The following is a 16,838-nucleotide window of genomic DNA, read 5'->3' as shown; positions in this document are numbered from 1 at the left end:
AAACTAAAAACCCTGATGGGTCATCAGAGTGAGAGGGTCTATAAACCCAAGACTTCTTTGGTTTCTTTGGCGATTTGGTATTCTTCATCGGTCGGAATCACCCACAATTGCAGTTGGCTGTCGGCTTGGTGGAAACTGCCTTCTACGCCGCGAGAGAGTTCGGCATTTTTGTCAAGGTTCGCTTTGATGCCAAAATGCGGCAAGTTTTGTAAGATTTTTTGGCGAATTGAGGCGCTGTTTTCACCGATACCGCCGGTAAATACCAAGCCAGTGAAGGTCGGTAACGCACAGCTGAGTGAGGCGATATAACGAGCGGCTTTATAACAGAAAATTTCGATGGCGAGTTTGGCATCTTCGTTGCCTTCGTTGGCGGCTTGCTCCACCGTGCGCATATCACTTGAGATACCTGAAATGCCCAGCAACCCGCTTTGTTTATTCAAAATCGTATCAATTTGGTCAAGGCTATAGCCCAAAATACGGTGTAAATGAATATGCAAACTTGGGTCAACATCACCACTGCGCGTACCCATGACCACGCCTTCCAGCGGGGTCAGACCCATGCTGGTGTCCAAGCTTTTGCCATCATACACGGCGGTTAACGAGCAACCATTGCCCAAATGCACGGTAATCCAACCATTGGCTTGGTTGTGAGGGACTAGGCTGTCAGCGCGGTGGCTGACATAGGCGTGCGAGCTACCATGAAAGCCATAGCGACGGATATAATGCTCATTGTACAAATCTTTTGGAATGGCATACCGGTAGGCTTTGGCGGGCATGGTTTGGTGAAAGGCGGTATCAAACACGACCACTTGCGGCAAATCTGGGTAGATTCTTTCCACCGCTTCAATACCTAAGGCATGGGCGGGGTTGTGTAGAGGTGCCAATACTTTTAGCCGTTTGACTTCCGCCAAGACATGGTCATTGACTTTTTCAGCATGAGAAAACTCGCGTCCCCCATGCACCACACGGTGACCCACGGCAACCGGTTTGTAAGCGGCTAATAAACCTAATATTTTTTGCAGCGCCCATTGGTGATTGGCGCCTGCCAAAGAGATTTCGACTTTTTCTCCATTGAGGTCGGTGTGTTTGATACGTGCCGTATCTAAGCCCAAGTTTTCCGCAAGACCGGCAACGCGCTCGCTGCTGTCATTGCTTAATAACGCGTATTTGATTGACGAAGACCCACAATTAAGTACTAATATCGGATTTTGCATGGCTGTTCCTTTAGACAAGATCTTGTGCATTCCTTGCATCAAGCGCCTTCCTAACTGGATTAAATTTTAAGCTATCCTTGCCTTCAGTAATTTATTGTAGATTAAAAAAATTGTATTGTGGTAATTTTTTGCCAAATTTTTGTTGTCACCCCTATAGCGAAAAAGCATACCACAACAATGAGGGTGTCAACAAAATGAAAATTAACAAAAATCATCGATTTAACGCTCATCTTTAATAAGGTGAGAAATAAGGTGAGATAATTGCTTATAAAACGCAAAAACAGCTACAATAACCCCATCGCAAATTTTATTTTTATACTTACTTTTATTCTTAAAATTAAGGGCATTCATGCAAATTTCAAAACTATCCCCAACAATCGCCGTGCTGATGGTGATGTTGGCAACCCATGTGCTGACAGGATGTGGGCAAAAAGGCGCATTGTACCTACCCAGCAACAATAGCCAACAAGTAGTCGATGCTGCCGCCAAACCTACCAGCACCACTGCCAATGCCTCTGATACCAAAGTCGATGTCAATACCCAAGACCCCAACATCATGATTGACAATAATGTAACCCCAACATCGCATTCAGCGCCTCACTCAGCGACTACGCCATCGGTGCGATCGGTTGGAGGTAAAAATGATTACTAATGATGCAGCCGCAGGCTTAGCGATCAATCCGACCGAACACGTCAAATCAAGCAACTGTCTGAGTTATGATGGCAATACCTTGATGATGGATGGCGTCAGTCTTGCAGATATCGCAAAGACATTCGGCACACCGACCTATGTGTATAGTCAGCAGGCGATTTTGGCAGCTTATAAAGCTTATGATAATAGTTTTGCTGAAATTGAGCATCAGATTTGTTATGCGGTAAAAGCCAATAGTAACCTTGCTGTATTAAACCAACTTGCCAAAGCAGGGTCAGGGTTTGATATCGTCACAGGGGGCGAGCTTGCGCGGGTTTTGGCTGCGGGCGGTGACCCCAAAAAAATCGTATTTTCAGGGCTTGGCAAAACCGCCGAAGATATCCGCAGTGCCCTTGAAGTAGGGATTGCTTGCTTTAATGTCGAATCAGAAGCTGAGCTGTACCGTATCAATGCAGTGGCAGGCAAACTACAGCAGCAAGCGCCAATTTCGCTACGCGTCAACCCCAATGTCGACGCGCAAACCCATCCGTATATCTCCACAGGGCTCAAAGAAAATAAATTCGGCATCACCCATGAAGATGCGCCCCGTATCTACCAAATTGCCCATGACTTACCGCATCTAAAAGTCGTCGGTATTGATTGCCATATTGGCTCGCAGTTGACCCAAGTTCAGCCCTTTATGGATGCATTGGATAAAGTCATTGAGATGATTCACGCACTTGCCAAGCAAGGTATTGCGCTTGAGCATATTGATTTGGGCGGTGGCTTGGGTGTGCAGTATATTGACGAAGACGTTGCAAGTATTCAACAGTTTGCGCAGTTACTCTTACCAAAACTGAAAACTTTAGGCTTAACCCTCTATTTAGAGCCAGGTCGTAGCATCGTTGCCAATGCAGGCGTATTATTGACCCGCGTAGATATTTTAAAACCTACCGAACACAAAAATTTTGCCATTGTCGATGCGGCGATGAATGATTTGATTCGTCCGGCACTTTATCAGTCAGAGATGGCGGTCATCCCCACACAGTTGAACTCACCGGTTGAAGCCAAAGTATGGGATATGGTTGGGGCGATTTGTGAGACGGGCGATTTTTTGGCAAAAAACCGTGTGTTAGCGTTGGCTGACAATGATATTCTAGCCATCACAGGCGCAGGGGCGTATGGGTTTGTCATGTCGAGCAATTACAATAGCCGCCCCCGTGCTTGTGAAGTTTTAGTCAAAGATGGTCACGCCCATGTCATTCGCGAGCGTGAAACGGTTGAGAGCCTTTGGCAAAACGAAAAATTGGTAGATTAAATCTATCCTGTAAGGTTTGCTGGTAATGCTAAGCCTTATTCATCCCTCTGAGCCCAAAACCTTAGCAACTGAAACCAAAACCTTAGCAACCGAGCCCAAATTTGCTTGACTTGCTAAGGTTTTTTTGTTCCCCAATTACCTTATAAAAAATCAGCTATCATGATAAGATAGCGTGCATAAATCAAAATAATTTTAAGGAATAACAATGTTAATTGAATTTACCAAAATGCATGGACTGGGGAATGACTTTATGGTCATTGACCTGGTCACACAGCGGCTTCACTTGACCAAAGAGTTGGTAGCGTTGTTAGGGGATAGACACTTAGGCATTGGCTTTGACCAGTTGCTGATTGTTGAGCCGCCAAGCCGCCCTGATGTCGATTTTCGCTATCGTATTTTTAACAAAGATGGCAGTGAAGTGCAGCAATGCGGCAATGGCGCTAGATGTTTTGCCCGCTTTGTGCAGGCGCGTAAATTGTCATTTAAACAACGTATTCGAGTAGAAACCGCCAGCGGTATTATCACCCTTAGCACCGATGATTATGGCTGGGTAAAAGTGGATATGGGTAAACCAAAATTTGAGCCTGATGAGATTCCTTTTACCCCCAAAACCATTACTAAAGTTCAAAACTCATATCGGCTCAATGTGGATGGTACGCCTGTGACACTCTATGTGGCGAATATGGGCAATCCCCATGCCGTCATCAAAGTGGATGATGTGTTGACCGCCGAGGTGGAAAAACTCGGTAAAGCCATTGAGAGCCACCCTGCATTTCCTGAGCGTGTCAATGTGGGGTTTATGCAGGTAATGAATAATCGCCATATCAGGCTACGCGTCTATGAGCGTGGCGTGGGCGAAACGCAAGCTTGTGGTACGGGCGCGTGCGCTGCCGTTGCGACTGGGGTGCGTGAAGGCTGGCTAGATGAAGGCGTGGATATTCGAGCCCAGTTGTATGGTGGCAGTTTGGCGATTCGTTGGCAAGAAGGCTATCCTGTGTATATGACCGGTCCTGCGACCTTTGTGTACGAAGGGGTGTTTAGTCCTGAGGGTTTGATGGCAGGTGCGGGGCTGAAATTTGCGCCAGCACAATCAAGTGAGGAACATCGCTCAGACGAGGGACATCCTTACCATGAATAGCACCCAACCTCGTTAACCGACACTATGCCAACTAGCCGTAGCCTAAGTCAAGGCAAAAATAGTCAAGGGAAAAATCAGCGCAGCCGTGTAGGCAAATCAGCAAACGATGATTTGCCCACCCACTTAACGCCGCATGCGGCAGAAGCTATGCTCAACACCGATGACCAAGCTTTAGTAGATCGCTGGCTTGCTGAGCTAAGCAGTAAGCGTTATAGCGCAGCGACCATCAAAAGTTACTGCCAAGCGCTACAGCCTTTTTTGGCGTATTGCTATGAGCAACATACCGAGCTTTGTCACATCACCCGTCAGCAATTATCAGACTTCCTAATTCAACGATTTGATGTTGATAAAATATCCAAATCCAGTAGTCAATATGAACTAACCGTGTTGCGTCAACTTTATAAATGGTTGATTGCTCAGCAGCTGATGACACTAAATCCCACCACAACCATACGTCTTAAACGCGCCCCGAGACCCTTGCCCACGTTACTTGATATAGACGTATTATCCCAGTTATTAGACCAAGCTGCGCCAGAAGATAGCCATGAAGCGCGGCTATGGATTCGCGATAAAGCCATGCTAGAATTGCTGTATGGCAGTGGTTTACGGGTCGGCGAGCTAGTAGGACTTAATATGTCTGATATCGACAAATCACAGCGGCTGTTGCGAGTACTGGGTAAAGGTGGAAAAACGCGCATCGTACCGATTGGCGAAAAAGCATGGCAGGCACTCATCAACTATTTGCCGCATCGCTCGCTATGGGTGGAAGAGCAAGACCCTGCGGTATTTGTCAGTGAGCGTTATGGGACGCGTATCTCAACGCGCACCGTGCAGCTACGTATCAAGCTACAAGCCAAGCGGGCAGGCATCGCACAAGACTTATACCCGCATTTGCTGAGACACTGTTTTGCCTCACATATTTTAAGTGATAGTGGTGATTTACGTGGCGTTCAAGAACTGCTAGGACACAGTGATATCAGTACTACACAGATTTATACCCATTTGGATTTTGGGCATTTATCGCAAGTGTATGACAAAGCGCATCCCCGCTCACGACGATAATGGGGGAGGTTAAGCAAGTAATATTAAACATGAAAAAAATATTAAGCTTAAGCCTAGCCACATCAGTCTTAGCCATATTAAACATTAACCGCGTGCGTCAAATGCTCAGAAGTACGGCGAAGATTAAGACTCAAGATAATCGCTAATCCACGCAGCATCTCAACACCAATACGAGGATAATCTGATAAAATTCGCTCAAAGTCGGCTCGTGACAAGGTGACAAGCGCACAAAGGCTAGCGGCTTTAATGGTGGCGGAGCGAGATAGCAAATCTAACAGCGCCATTTCACCGGTACTTTCGCCCGCCCGAATCTCCCCGACTTTAATTTCTGCCCCTGAAGGGCTGTATTTAATAACTGATAACTCACCAATCAGCAAAAACGCCATAAAATCGCCATGCTCGCCTTCCGTAAATAATACTTCTTGCGGACTCAACTGTCTAAAATGCAATGAGTTTTCGACCACTTGAAACATATAAGGATCAAGACGACTAAAAATTGGGCTATTCTTTAAATATTCAAAAAGTGGATTATCCATTTTTCGCTTAAAGGTCGTTAGATATTATTTGCTATGATAGTCAATTTTTGACATTCGAGCAACGCAATATTCTGCCGAGTTATTTGCTGCGCATCCGCATCAAAGTCGGCAAAAATCACGCTCGGGGCTTTTTGGTAAAAGGTTGTCTTATCAGCAGTTTGGTCAAGCTCTGGGCGACCATCTGGCTTAGGCAGCCAGCTTGCTGCTTTGGCAGATAAAGGTAAATGCGCTAAATTGTTAGTGATGTCAAAATCTAGATTTGCTGCATGGTTTGCTGTTTTGTTTGCTGCATTGATTTTTTGTGTGAAAACGTTCTCGCCATCACTGCTGATAAATTCGCTATGCCCCCAAGTGCTGCGAACATTGCTAGGCGCTGAGGGATTGACGACATGGTCACCCGTCTGACCTGCGCCAATGACCATGCATTGACTATCGAGCGCCCTTGCGGTGAGTAGGGCATGCCAATGTGCTTTACCTGTTTGGTAAGTAAACGCCGAAGGCGCTGTCAATATATCTGCGCCTAGTTCGCGTAGTTTGACCGCAAGGGTGGGGAAACGAATATCAAAACATACCATCATGCCGACTTTGCCAAACTCGGTATCCGCCACAATGAGCTCATTACCGGCTTCGAAGGTTCTACCTTCATCATAGTTGCCTGTGCTATCATTGACGGTGGCTTTGAACAAATGAATTTTGTCATAGCGCGCTAAGCAGTCGCCAGCAGGGTCAAATAATAGTGAGCTTTGCCGAAGTTTGCCGTCAGCGACAGGCGTACCGTCAGGTCGATACGGGCAGGGCAAGGTACCTGCCAGTAGATACACACCATAGTGGCGGGCAGCCTGTGCCGACCAAGCTTTTAAGGCATCAAAATATTGACTGGCAAAACCCTGTTTGCCAAAACAAAAAGCGTTTTCTGGTAGAATCACCATGCGGGTGCCGCGTTCACTGGCAATTTTAATACCTAATTCAATAGATTGAAGATTTGCTAAGATATCGGTCTGGCTATTGAGTTCAACAATCGCAAATTTTTTCAGTTTTGTCATGGTGTGATTTCGTAAGCAAAAAATTTAGGAAAATTTGTGGATGCTGCAGCTAAGCATAGTTAAGCTAAGTGCAGATAATTAATATACGGCTGAATGTCAAAAAATACTAGCATATCTTGTTGAAACAATACTAAACTAGCAACCTAGCAGAGCATGGACACACCATCTAAACTAACCTCATTAGAGTAAGGCTTAAAAAAACGCGTTATGAAAATTGGTATTGGGGCAAAGCTAACGACGGGGATGACACTCACCCCGCAAATGCAGCAGGCAATTCGCTTGCTGCAATTATCGAGTCTTGAGCTTGAACAAGAAGTGCAGCTTAAACTCGATAGCAACCCCCTGCTTGAGCGTGAAGAAGAGTGGGAGACGTCTTATGACGACGCCGATAACCTACCCGATGGCGAAAACTATCCAGAACACGATACAAATGACGACTATGACTATGACTATGACGATGACGATGATGACTATCAAGTAGAAGGTGTTGAGTTGTCTGAAGTTGATTTGGAGGACTATACCCGTCATGAAACTGAGGTGTTGGAAGATTATCTAGCGTCGGATGATTTTTATGCTGCTTCTGCTAGCCAAGATTATCCCGAGCACAGTGAACCCTCGGCAGTGCATGAGTATGCAAGTGATAGTTATAGTGACAGTTATGCAGACAGCGATTATCGCTATGATGAGGAATTTGGCTTAGACGGCATTGATAGTAGCGAGCATCTTAGCAGCCAGCAAATCGATATGCCGGTGGATGCACAGTGGGATGATATTTATAGCTATGAATCTTCGGCAACCACGGGCATTGATAGTGAAGACAGTCAGGATGATTATAAGCTTGCCACGCAAGGAAATATTCAAGATTATGTCCGTTGGCAGCTGAATTTAAGACGGCTTTCCACCATCGATATGCTGATGGCGGAGTATCTGATTGATAGCATGGACGAGCGCGGTTTTATCACGTTATCAAATGATGAGCTATTTCAAAGTTTTGATACCATGTTGTCATTTTATCAAGTTGAAAACGTGGACTTGGCGCTAGAAGACATTGAGCTTGTGGTTAAGCAAATACAAAACTGCGAGCCACTGGGCGTTGGCGCGAGAAATTTGGCAGAATGCTTGCTGATTCAGCTCAATAAATTACCGAGTGATACCCCCGCTTGGCAAGCAGCCAAGCAAATTTTGATGCATTCAGAGTTTTTTGCCAACAATAACATCAATGCACTGCTTAAATCATCCAATCTCGACGTCTCTGAGATTCAGCCTGCGCTTGCCTTATTGCGCACATTAAACCCCAATCCTGCACTGTCTTATGAGAAATCACAGCGCCAGCTAGATAAAGGCATTGAAAGCTACGACATTCCTGATGTCATTGTGGTGCAGCGTGGACAGCATTGGGAAGTCAGCCTAAACCCAGAGACTTTGCCAAAACTGCGTATTAACCAAGTGTATGCCAAACTTGTCAGTCGCAATGACAACAGCGAGCAAGGCGTCTATCTAAAAGAGCAGCTGTATGATGCGCGGCTGTTTATCCGTAGTATCGAAGAGCGTAATCAAAATCTACTAAAAGTTGCAACCTGTATCGTCAAACGTCAGCAGGCTTTTTTTGAGCAAGGCGTCATGGCCATGCAGCCGATGGTACTCAAAGATGTGGCAGATGAAGTGGGCCTACATGAGTCAACCGTTTCTCGCATCACTACCAGCAAAACCATCGTTACCCCCAAAGGGCTATTTAGCTTAAAATATTTCTTTTCAAGTCAAGTCAGTAGTGATGAGGGTGAAGGCGTTTCTTCAACCGCTATCAGCGCGATGATCAAGCAAATGATTGAGGCAGAAGACCCCAAAAAACCGCTATCTGATAGTAGTATTATGAAGCACCTGCAAGATAAAGGTATTGATATTGCCCGTCGTACCGTGACCAAATACCGAGAAGGTATGAACATCGGTTCTTCTACGCAGCGTAAAGTGCGGTTTTGACCGCAATGTTGGGCTTAGATAGTCAGTCAAAATCTTTTCTAGCTGAATTCTCAAATTTAACTAAGTCGTCAAATATAACTCAACTCTCGAACTGTTAACAAATCTCTTGATATTTTGCTAAAAACCAATGGTTGATGGCATGCCCACCTTTTTGCATAATGGATTTATAGGGGATAAACCTTTTACGCAGTAACGTGGCTTAGCAATAATTGCTCAATAGCAACTATTATTAATCCCAGTTATTTGAAGTGATATAAACCAAAATGATATAAACCAAGTTGCGAGACTTTTTTGGCAACTTATCTTGGTACACCGGTATGCTTGAACACTATAATTTGATTTTACTTTTTTTAGGGTTGGCGTTTTTAATCGGGGCATTCTTTCCTGTGCTACCACGCAAGCTTTCGATATCCTTGCCTATGCTACAAATTACCTTTGGCGCACTGCTAGGGTATTTTTTTATGGGGCTGCCTAGAATTAATCCGCTTAATTATGGCGTTCCTATCGAGAAAGTTACAGAAGTGGTGGTGCTGATTTCATTGGTTGGTTGTGGTATCAAGCTCGATACTCCGCTCAATTGGAAAACTTGGCAACCGACCTTAAGGCTGTTGGTGATTGTGATGCCAGTGGGTATCGCCGCGATGGCATTGATGGGGCATTACATTTTTGGACTCAGTATGGCGGCGGCTATTTTGCTCGGTGCGGTGCTAGCGCCAACCGACCCTGTATTAGCGGCAAGCATCCAAGTCGGTCCACCCAACTCCGAACGACAGGAAGATGTGACCCGATTTACCCTCACCTCTGAGGCGGGTCTCAATGATGGACTGGCATTTCCGTTCGTGTATTTAGCGATAGCCATTGCTACGGCTGCCTCACTCAATCAGGGTTTTGGTGCAGAGGATTGGCTGCATTGGTTGGGCTATGATGTGTTATGGCGAATCATTGCAGGGGTGGCGGCGGGTTACTGTGTCGGTAAGTTTTTGGCAAACTGGCTATTTACTAAGGCATATCCCGATAAAGTCGAGCAAAGTTATATGGTATTAGCCTTGATGTTAGTGTCTTATAGCATCACTGAGTTCGTGCATGGTTATGGTTTTATTGCCGTATTTGTCGCCGCGTTAACCCTTCGGCGCTCGGAATGTGAACATGAATATCATCAAGGCTTGCATGATTTTGCTGAGCAAATTGAAGGTTTGTTGATGTCGCTTGTGATGGTATTTTTGGGACTGCTAGTGGGTCAAGCATTAGCGAGTGATGTTACCCTTAGCTGGCAAGTGTATGTGGTATGTTTGGCGTTTATATTTTTGATACGTCCCATCGTGGGTTATTTTAGTCTAGGTAAACTGGGGATGAGTCGCAATGAACGCTGGGTAACGGCAGGACTGGGCATTCGCGGGATTGGTACATTGTATTATATCGCCTATGCGATGAATAAAGGCGTATTTACCAGTGATGAAGCGCTAAAAATTTGGGTGATTTGTGTGGTAACGATTGCAATGTCGGTGTTTTTACATGGGCTAACCGCCAATCGTTTATTAGCCATGACCAAAAATTAGCGTAATGCAAAAATAAAAAAGCGGGTAAGTTACCCGCTTTTTTTACGCTGATATGATTAGCCACCACCCACCGCTTGCACCACTTCAATGTTCATACCATCTTGCAAGGTGACATTTGCCAATTGGCTTTTTGGAATCAATTCACCGTTGATTTCAACAGCAAAACGACCTTGGGTTTGCCCCATTTCATCCAATAGTTGTAAAAGATTTTGATGTAACGTTTGTTTGACGTCACCATTTAAAGTCACTTGTGGCATTATTTCGCTTCCTGTTTTGTTACGCTTTCTGTGATGGTTAAATAGGGTTAAACTGATGAAGTGTGCTTAGCAACACTGATCGCAAGCCAAACCCATGCAATAATAAACAGCGTGCCGCCAATCGGGGTAATGGCGCCTAACCAGCGCGGCATACCCAAAGCCATCAAATATAGTGAACCTGTAAAAAGCACAATACCCAGTTGCATCACCCACGCGATAGTAGGCGATGCGAGGTTTATACGCAATAACATACCAACAATCAACAACCCAAGCGCGTGATAAAAAAAGTACTGCGTACCCGTCTGCCACCAAGCCATCTGCTCGGCTGATAAACGCGGTTTAAGCCCATGTGCCGCGAACGCCCCACAGGCGACCGCCACTGCCATATTTATCGCGCCAATACTTAGCCAATTCATGACAGTTAATCCAACTGCAAATGGGTATTGGCTAACATGGCTTCTTTGATTTTATCCATGGCATTTTTTTCAATTTGGCGAACCCGTTCCGCTGATATATTGTACTCTGCCGCCAACTCGTGCAAGGTCGCTTTTTGCTCATTGAGCCAGCGCTGCTGTACGATATCCCGCGAACGATCGTCTAAGTCTTCCATCGCCTCCATCAAGGCTGAATTGTTATTTTCTTCCCAATCAGCATCTTCTACCATATCGGCTGGGTCAGCCGCATCTTCCAAAAAATACTGCGGTGCATAGCGGCCTTCGTCTTCATCATCACTTTGTGCTTCAAACGATGCATCATACGAAGTCAGACGGCTTTCCATCTCTAGCACTTGTTTGACGGTAACATTTAAGTCTTTGGCAATCGCTTCGGCTTCTTCGAGCGTTAACTGGTTGTTGGTTTTTTTCAGTGAGCGCAAGTTAAAAAACAGCTTGCGGTGCGCTTTGGTGGTCGCCACTTTGACGATACGCCAGTTACGAATCACAAATTCATGGATTTCAGCTTTGATCCAATGCACGGCAAAAGACACCAAACGTACGCCTTTATTTGGGTCAAAACGTTTCACCGCTTTCATCAAGCCGACATTGCCTTCTTGAATCAAATCGCCTTGTGGCAAGCCATAGCCAGAGTAACTGCGCGCAATGTGAATCACAAATCGCAGATGTGACATAACCAGCAGCCGGGCTGCTTCCACATCCCCTTCATCGGTATAACGATGTGCTAGCTCCTCTTCTTGCTCTGCTGTCAAAATAGGAATTTGATGAACCGCGTTGATATACGCGCCTAGATTTACCCCAGGGGCAGATAACGCAGTGGGCATGGTAGGCACAAGGGCATTGGTCATGGCTCTCTTTTGACGGGTTCGCGACGCAGTTTTTCGTGGTTTTTTAGCAAACTCATCATCATAGTCGTCATCAGCCTCGTCCACCAACTCCTCATAGTCATCATAACTATTAGGGAGCTGTGCAACGTCAATATCGTCGTCACCTAAGCTATCAAAGTCTGTCTCGTCAAATTCATCGAGTTCGTCATCGTCGATGTCATTAAAGGCAGCGTGTGGGTCGTCACCCAGCTTAGCGTCAAGCTTGGTCGATTTTTTTGCGTTGGCAGTCTTTTTTATTGTCGTTGTTTTGGTCTTTGTAGCCATGAAATAGCCTGTCAATTGTCTTTTAGTTTCTGTTATTTAGTATGCCTTAAAGCCAGCTTTTTTGTAAGAGGCGTTTAGCAATTTTTGGTTATGATCGAGTGAAAGATTGTGTCTGTTGTATTTTCAGACGCTGTGATTGATGTCTGCTGCACCAGGGTATACCCAGCATGCTGACAAAAAGCTGCGATGTCACGCTTGCTGTTAGGATCGGTTGCAGTCACATATACTGCATGACCCAATGCGGTCTTTTTTAGTGCCATTTTAAGTTTAAGCAGCGGCATCGGGCAGGCGAGTCCTTTGCCATCCACATAGTGCCCAATTTGAGCATTGATGCTGAGATTGTTATGTTCGCCTGAGCGAAATAACCCCCAATCTTGGCAAAAGGCGTCATCTGAGAGTAAGGCAGGATTTAGCATAATCTGAGAAGAATCGGTCATGGTAATAAAATCGCTAGTCGAAAATTGCAAGTGTGTTAGATGGTTATTATAGGCTAAATTACAAGTGTAGATGATTGAGATAAATCAAAGTTAGCATTATATTTTTGAAAATCTAACCTTTACCCTGTACTTAGTAGCCAATAGATTGTAGCAAGATATCATTACAAAATTTGGCTTTTTAAAGCTGCTGAAATTTGTATATTGAGCAGTATTATGTAGCATTTACCTTTTTTTAAACACCATTTTTTTAAACCTCATTCTAAGCTAATTCGCTGTCAAAGGTCGCGCATGCCCATCAATCCACTTGCTAGCTATTTATTTGCTAGATATTTATTTGCTAGCTATTTATTTAGAAAAACGCCTGTAGTGGCTGTATTAAGTACCCTATCAACGGGCGTGCTTGCTGTCGATAACTTTTCCTATCAAAGTGCGCCTGCTTTTAATCCAGTGATGATGGCAAGGGCTGAGCCTACCCAAGTCAATGGCCAATTAGCCGCTATGGACAATGGGCAAGCGCTCATCGATACCGAGCAAAATCGCCAAGTCGGTGAGTGGGCGCTTCGACAAATCAACGGCAATGCAGCGCTGATAAAAGACCCTTGGTTGCAGCAATCGCTTGAACAAATTGTGTGGCAAATCAATGCGGTGGCAGGTCTCAACGCACCCATGGGGCTGGTGATTATCAATGACAAGCAAATCAATGCCTTTGCAGTACCCTCTGGACTTATCGGCATCAATGTCGGTTTGTTGGATAAAGCCAAAAGTCTGGATGAAATAGTGAGCGTCGTCGCGCATGAGATTGCCCATGTCAGCCAGCGTCATTATCAACATCGCAATGATGAAAAGACCAAACAGCTACTGATGCAGGCAGGCGGTCTTTTGGCGGGCGTGGCAGCATCCAAAATCGGCGATGGTGATGCCGCTGCCGCTGTCATGTTAGGCTCTCAGGCGATGTCAGCCAACGCTGCTGCTTCCTATAGCCGCGGTCAAGAGCGAGAAGCCGATCGTATTGGCATGCAAATCATGAACCAAGCGGGCTATGATGTCAATGCCATGCCCAGTTTCTTTGCCACCTTAGATCAACAAAACCCTGTCAAAAGCAACACCTTGATTCCCAGTTTTATTTTAAGCCATCCGCTCACCGCAGATAGAATCAGTGAAGCAAGGGCGCGAGTCGCCACTTACAAGCGTGATAGCCAGGCTAATATGGCGTCAAACCGTTATCAATCTATCCAACAGCAGCGCGCGCAACTGTTTGAACAAATCCAGTGGCGTGCTCGCTACTATGGCTATCTAGTCAACAAAGCCGATTTAGAACAAGGGGCAAAAACCAGTAAAGCTGCCAAGCTTGCGCTGATTAATTATTATATCGATAACGGACAACCCAAAGCGGCACAAAGCTTAATGCAGGATTTTGACAAGGACATCAAAACACTCGCCAATCCGCTAGCAGTCGTCACATTTAGTCAGTTAGCGGCGCAGCAAGGCAATGCCGATGTGGCAATCGCTAAATTGCAACAACTCGCCGCTGTGTATCCTGAGCGCACAGATGTGCCACGTTATCTGAGTGACATTTATTTAAAATATCGACCTACTGCAGAAAGTGGTCAAAAAGTATTAGCGCTGCTTCAACCCTTATCCAAGCAAAATCCCCGTGACGTCATGGTTTGGGGTCGATTGCAGCAAGCCAGCCAACTACTGGCAAAACATGGTAGCGGCAATGAACAACTGATTCATCGCATCAATACATTACGCTATCGCGCGTATGGCGAGTTATGGCGCAATGAGCTAAAAGACGCGGTGACATCACTCACTCAAGCCAAATCATTAGCAAAGCAGCTACCTAGTAACCAATCTTTGCTGGCACTGCTGAACCAGCAAATCAACCAAGTACAAGACGCCAATCGGTTTAAACCCTCTTAACCATTAGACGGCTAACGTAGGTTCATTATCCGTTGGCTCATCCTGCTCGGGTAGCGCCAGCCAATTGCCAAGTTTTAATGACAGCTCTTCAAGCCCAATTCTATCTTGGGCAGAAAATAATTGAATACTAAACGGCAGTTTTAATTTATTAAGCTGATTGCGGGTTTGCTGTAGCGTGTTTTTGGCAGCGCCGTATTTGAGCTTATCGGCTTTGGTTAATAGCACATGAACCTCAAGCTCACCGTCTTTTGCCCAGTGTAGCATTTGCTCATCAAAGAATTTTAATGGATGGCGAATGTCTGTGAGCAGCACTAAACCGGCGAGACTTTTACGCGAAATTAGGTATTTTTCAAGCTCTGACTGCCATTCTTTTTTCATCGCCTCGGGCACGGCGGCATAGCCATAACCTGGCAAATCCACCAACCGCTGATCCAAATTGCCCATATTAAAAAAGTTAATCATTTGGGTACGACCTGGGGTTTTGGAGGAACGGGCTAACTGACGCTGCTGGGTCAATGCATTAATGCAAGAGGACTTGCCTGCATTTGAGCGGCCAGCAAAGGCCACTTCGCGACCCGTATCGGCAGGACACAGTTTAAAGGTAGGGGCAGACAGCATAAATTGGGTTTGATGCAACCAGCGTTTTGCCGCATCACTATCGTCAGTAATCGCAGTTGGCGCAAGGGTGTTAGTAGAATCCATTATCGGCACATAATCTTAATGTTAAAGCGCTATTGTATCAGCAAATACCCATAACCCAAAATTTTGCGCACTTGCTAGTGCTGATTTGTGAGATATTTTTTGCGGTGAAACCCGCTTGCCAACTTGCAAATGACTTTTACATGATTATCGAGTTGTGGCATAATAATCAGCCATATCAATTATTCGATTATGGTTTTAATCATCGCCATCCCTGTAATCGACAAAACCCTCGGTGTTTTAAAATCATTTAGCTAACTTAAATGTCGTATTAGCCACATGATTAGTGTTCATTATTAGTGGGGTAGCCTACAAATTTTGCAGACAAGCGCATGGTTGTCTTGCTATAATATTGTAACTTAGTAGATACATTCACCCGTGTTAAAGCAATAAATATGTATGATGATAACTGGGTGTTGCTTTGATATTGTAAGTAATGCCTTTGTCGCTAGCTCATTGTGAGTCATAACCAACACGCTTTAGTAGGAATTGTTACCGATGAAAAAAATACTCACTGCCGCAAGCCTTTTAATTGCCAGCGTAAGCGGTTCTGCAGCTGTTACCGTACCAAAATATGACATTGCCAAAGGTAAGGTTATTGCTGAATCAGTTTGTGGTGCTTGTCATGGCGTCAATGGCGTTAGTACTGTTCCTGCACAGCCTAACCTTGGCGGACAAAATGTTAAGTATCTCTATAAACAGCTAACCGAATTCAAATCAGGCGCGCGTGTCAATCCTATTATGTCAGCGCAAGTGGCAAAATTAAATGACCAAGACCTGGCGAATGTGGCAGGTTATTATGCAAGCCAACCACGTTGGGGGGTAGGTTATGCCAATCCTGCTTACGCTCCCGTGGCACAAAAATTGTATTATGGTGGTAATAGCACGCGCGGTGTGATTCCTTGTGCAGGCTGTCATGGTGGTAAAGCCAATGGTAACGATTTAGCCGCTTTTCCACGTATTGGGGGTCAGCATTCAGCCTATATCGCGACCCAATTAAAACTATTCCGTGCGGCAGGTCGTGAAGACGAGGTGACCGACCCATCACAAGTGCGTGTGAATGATGCAGCTAAGAAAGGCGATAAAGGCATGATGCAAATCGTAGCCTCAAAATTATCGGATAACGATATCAAAGTATTGTCTGACTATATCAGCGGTCTACACTAGCATCTGTTGAGGTATAATTTAGCCAAGCTTAGCGCTTGGCTTTTTTTATTGTCTAAAATGACCTAAACCCCTAATGAATTTTATTGGTAAATTAACTGGTTAACAAAAGCTTACGCATAAAAAAAGAGCCACCGAAGTGACTCTTTTGTATGCTCGCTAACGATTAGTCGTTAACTTTAGCAACAACACCCGCACCTACCGTACGGCCACCTTCACGGATTGCAAAGCGTAAGCCTTGGTCCATTGCGATTGGGTGGATTAGCTCTACGTTCATTTC

17 protein-coding genes are annotated in these 16,838 nt (G+C 45.2%); 8 read left to right on the top strand and 9 right to left on the bottom strand.

What is annotated here, in order from left to right:
* Positions 1-38: 38 nt before the first annotated feature.
* The gene (locus tag ACH0AB_RS00085) at positions 39-1,214 is read right to left on the bottom strand and encodes an acetate/propionate family kinase (protein WP_248146187.1); all 1,176 of its coding nucleotides are present in this window, start codon (positions 1,212-1,214) and stop codon (positions 39-41) included.
* A gap of 349 nt (positions 1,215-1,563) precedes the next feature.
* Here ACH0AB_RS00085 and lptM point away from each other — a divergent pair, with 349 nt between their 5' ends.
* The 4 genes from lptM (at position 1,564) to ACH0AB_RS00065 (ending at position 5,363) form a co-directional block, all read left to right on the top strand.
* Positions 1,564-1,866 (top strand): LPS translocon maturation chaperone LptM, encoded by a 303-nt coding sequence (gene lptM / locus ACH0AB_RS00080; RefSeq protein ID WP_406876713.1) that lies wholly within the window; start codon positions 1,564-1,566, stop codon positions 1,864-1,866.
* A complete protein-coding gene (lysA, locus tag ACH0AB_RS00075) occupies positions 1,856-3,163 on the top strand; it encodes a diaminopimelate decarboxylase (protein ID WP_406876712.1) in 1,308 nt (435 codons plus the stop codon). Before lptM ends, lysA begins: the two co-directional genes overlap by 11 nt.
* A gap of 205 nt (positions 3,164-3,368) precedes the next feature.
* Positions 3,369-4,301 (top strand): diaminopimelate epimerase, encoded by a 933-nt coding sequence (dapF, locus tag ACH0AB_RS00070; RefSeq protein ID WP_007115198.1) that lies wholly within the window; start codon positions 3,369-3,371, stop codon positions 4,299-4,301.
* Between the two features lie 24 nt (positions 4,302-4,325).
* Complete coding sequence (locus ACH0AB_RS00065; protein ID WP_406876711.1) at positions 4,326-5,363, top strand: tyrosine recombinase XerC; 1,038 nt, start codon at positions 4,326-4,328, stop codon at positions 5,361-5,363.
* A 77-nt stretch (positions 5,364-5,440) separates the two neighbouring features.
* Here the strand turns inward: ACH0AB_RS00065 and ACH0AB_RS00060 are convergent, their stop codons facing one another.
* Both ACH0AB_RS00060 and ACH0AB_RS00055 read right to left on the bottom strand, forming a co-directional pair.
* Positions 5,441-5,899, bottom strand: a complete 459-nt coding sequence (locus tag ACH0AB_RS00060; protein ID WP_219299023.1) for a cyclic nucleotide-binding domain-containing protein — start codon at positions 5,897-5,899, stop codon at positions 5,441-5,443.
* Positions 5,900-5,916: 17 nt separating this feature from the next.
* A complete protein-coding gene (locus ACH0AB_RS00055; protein WP_257619658.1) occupies positions 5,917-6,942 on the bottom strand; it encodes a nitrilase-related carbon-nitrogen hydrolase in 1,026 nt (341 codons plus the stop codon).
* Positions 6,943-7,149: 207 nt separating this feature from the next.
* Between ACH0AB_RS00055 and ACH0AB_RS00050 the strand changes: the two genes are divergently transcribed.
* Together ACH0AB_RS00050 and ACH0AB_RS00045 are read left to right on the top strand one after the other, a co-directional pair.
* On the top strand, positions 7,150-8,919 hold the full coding sequence (locus ACH0AB_RS00050; RefSeq protein ID WP_406876710.1) for an RNA polymerase factor sigma-54: 1,770 nt from the start codon (positions 7,150-7,152) through the stop codon (positions 8,917-8,919).
* Positions 8,920-9,236: 317 nt separating this feature from the next.
* Positions 9,237-10,475, top strand: coding sequence for a cation:proton antiporter (locus ACH0AB_RS00045; protein ID WP_406876709.1), 1,239 nt, complete (start codon positions 9,237-9,239; stop codon positions 10,473-10,475).
* 56 nt (positions 10,476-10,531) lie between these two features.
* On the opposite strand, the gene thiS is transcribed toward ACH0AB_RS00045, so the two are convergent.
* The 4 genes from thiS to ACH0AB_RS00025 form a co-directional block, all read right to left on the bottom strand.
* A complete protein-coding gene (thiS, locus tag ACH0AB_RS00040) occupies positions 10,532-10,732 on the bottom strand; it encodes a sulfur carrier protein ThiS (RefSeq protein ID WP_060995472.1) in 201 nt (66 codons plus the stop codon).
* Positions 10,733-10,779: 47 nt separating this feature from the next.
* Entirely contained in the window at positions 10,780-11,148 is a 369-nt protein-coding gene (locus tag ACH0AB_RS00035) for a DUF423 domain-containing protein (protein WP_406876706.1), read from the bottom strand.
* A 5-nt stretch (positions 11,149-11,153) separates the two neighbouring features.
* Positions 11,154-12,335: an RNA polymerase sigma factor RpoH gene (gene rpoH, locus ACH0AB_RS00030; RefSeq protein ID WP_406876705.1), complete on the bottom strand. Its 1,182-nt coding sequence runs from the start codon at positions 12,333-12,335 to the stop codon at positions 11,154-11,156.
* A gap of 74 nt (positions 12,336-12,409) precedes the next feature.
* A complete protein-coding gene (locus tag ACH0AB_RS00025) occupies positions 12,410-12,772 on the bottom strand; it encodes a sulfurtransferase TusA family protein (RefSeq protein ID WP_248108630.1) in 363 nt (120 codons plus the stop codon).
* Positions 12,773-13,060: 288 nt separating this feature from the next.
* Between ACH0AB_RS00025 and ACH0AB_RS00020 the strand changes: the two genes are divergently transcribed.
* Positions 13,061-14,695, top strand: coding sequence for a M48 family metalloprotease (locus tag ACH0AB_RS00020; protein ID WP_406876704.1), 1,635 nt, complete (start codon positions 13,061-13,063; stop codon positions 14,693-14,695).
* A 3-nt stretch (positions 14,696-14,698) separates the two neighbouring features.
* Here ACH0AB_RS00020 and yihA read toward each other — a convergent pair whose 3' ends face one another.
* On the bottom strand, positions 14,699-15,397 hold the full coding sequence (gene yihA, locus ACH0AB_RS00015) for a ribosome biogenesis GTP-binding protein YihA/YsxC (protein ID WP_101964738.1): 699 nt from the start codon (positions 15,395-15,397) through the stop codon (positions 14,699-14,701).
* Between the two features lie 495 nt (positions 15,398-15,892).
* Here yihA and ACH0AB_RS00010 point away from each other — a divergent pair, with 495 nt between their 5' ends.
* Positions 15,893-16,561 (top strand): c-type cytochrome, encoded by a 669-nt coding sequence (locus ACH0AB_RS00010; protein ID WP_159771410.1) that lies wholly within the window; start codon positions 15,893-15,895, stop codon positions 16,559-16,561.
* A 163-nt stretch (positions 16,562-16,724) separates the two neighbouring features.
* Here ACH0AB_RS00010 and ACH0AB_RS00005 read toward each other — a convergent pair.
* A partial coding sequence (locus ACH0AB_RS00005) for an EF-Tu C-terminal domain-related protein (RefSeq protein ID WP_472797688.1) occupies positions 16,725-16,838 on the bottom strand: 114 nt, incomplete at its 5' end.

The organism is Moraxella sp. 179-F 1C4 NHS (genome assembly GCF_045370505.1).
Taxonomy (GTDB): Bacteria; Pseudomonadota; Gammaproteobacteria; order Pseudomonadales; family Moraxellaceae; genus Faucicola; species Faucicola tetraodonis.
Note: the sequence above shows the minus strand (reverse complement) of the source record. Positions and strands in the feature narration are given on the sequence as shown.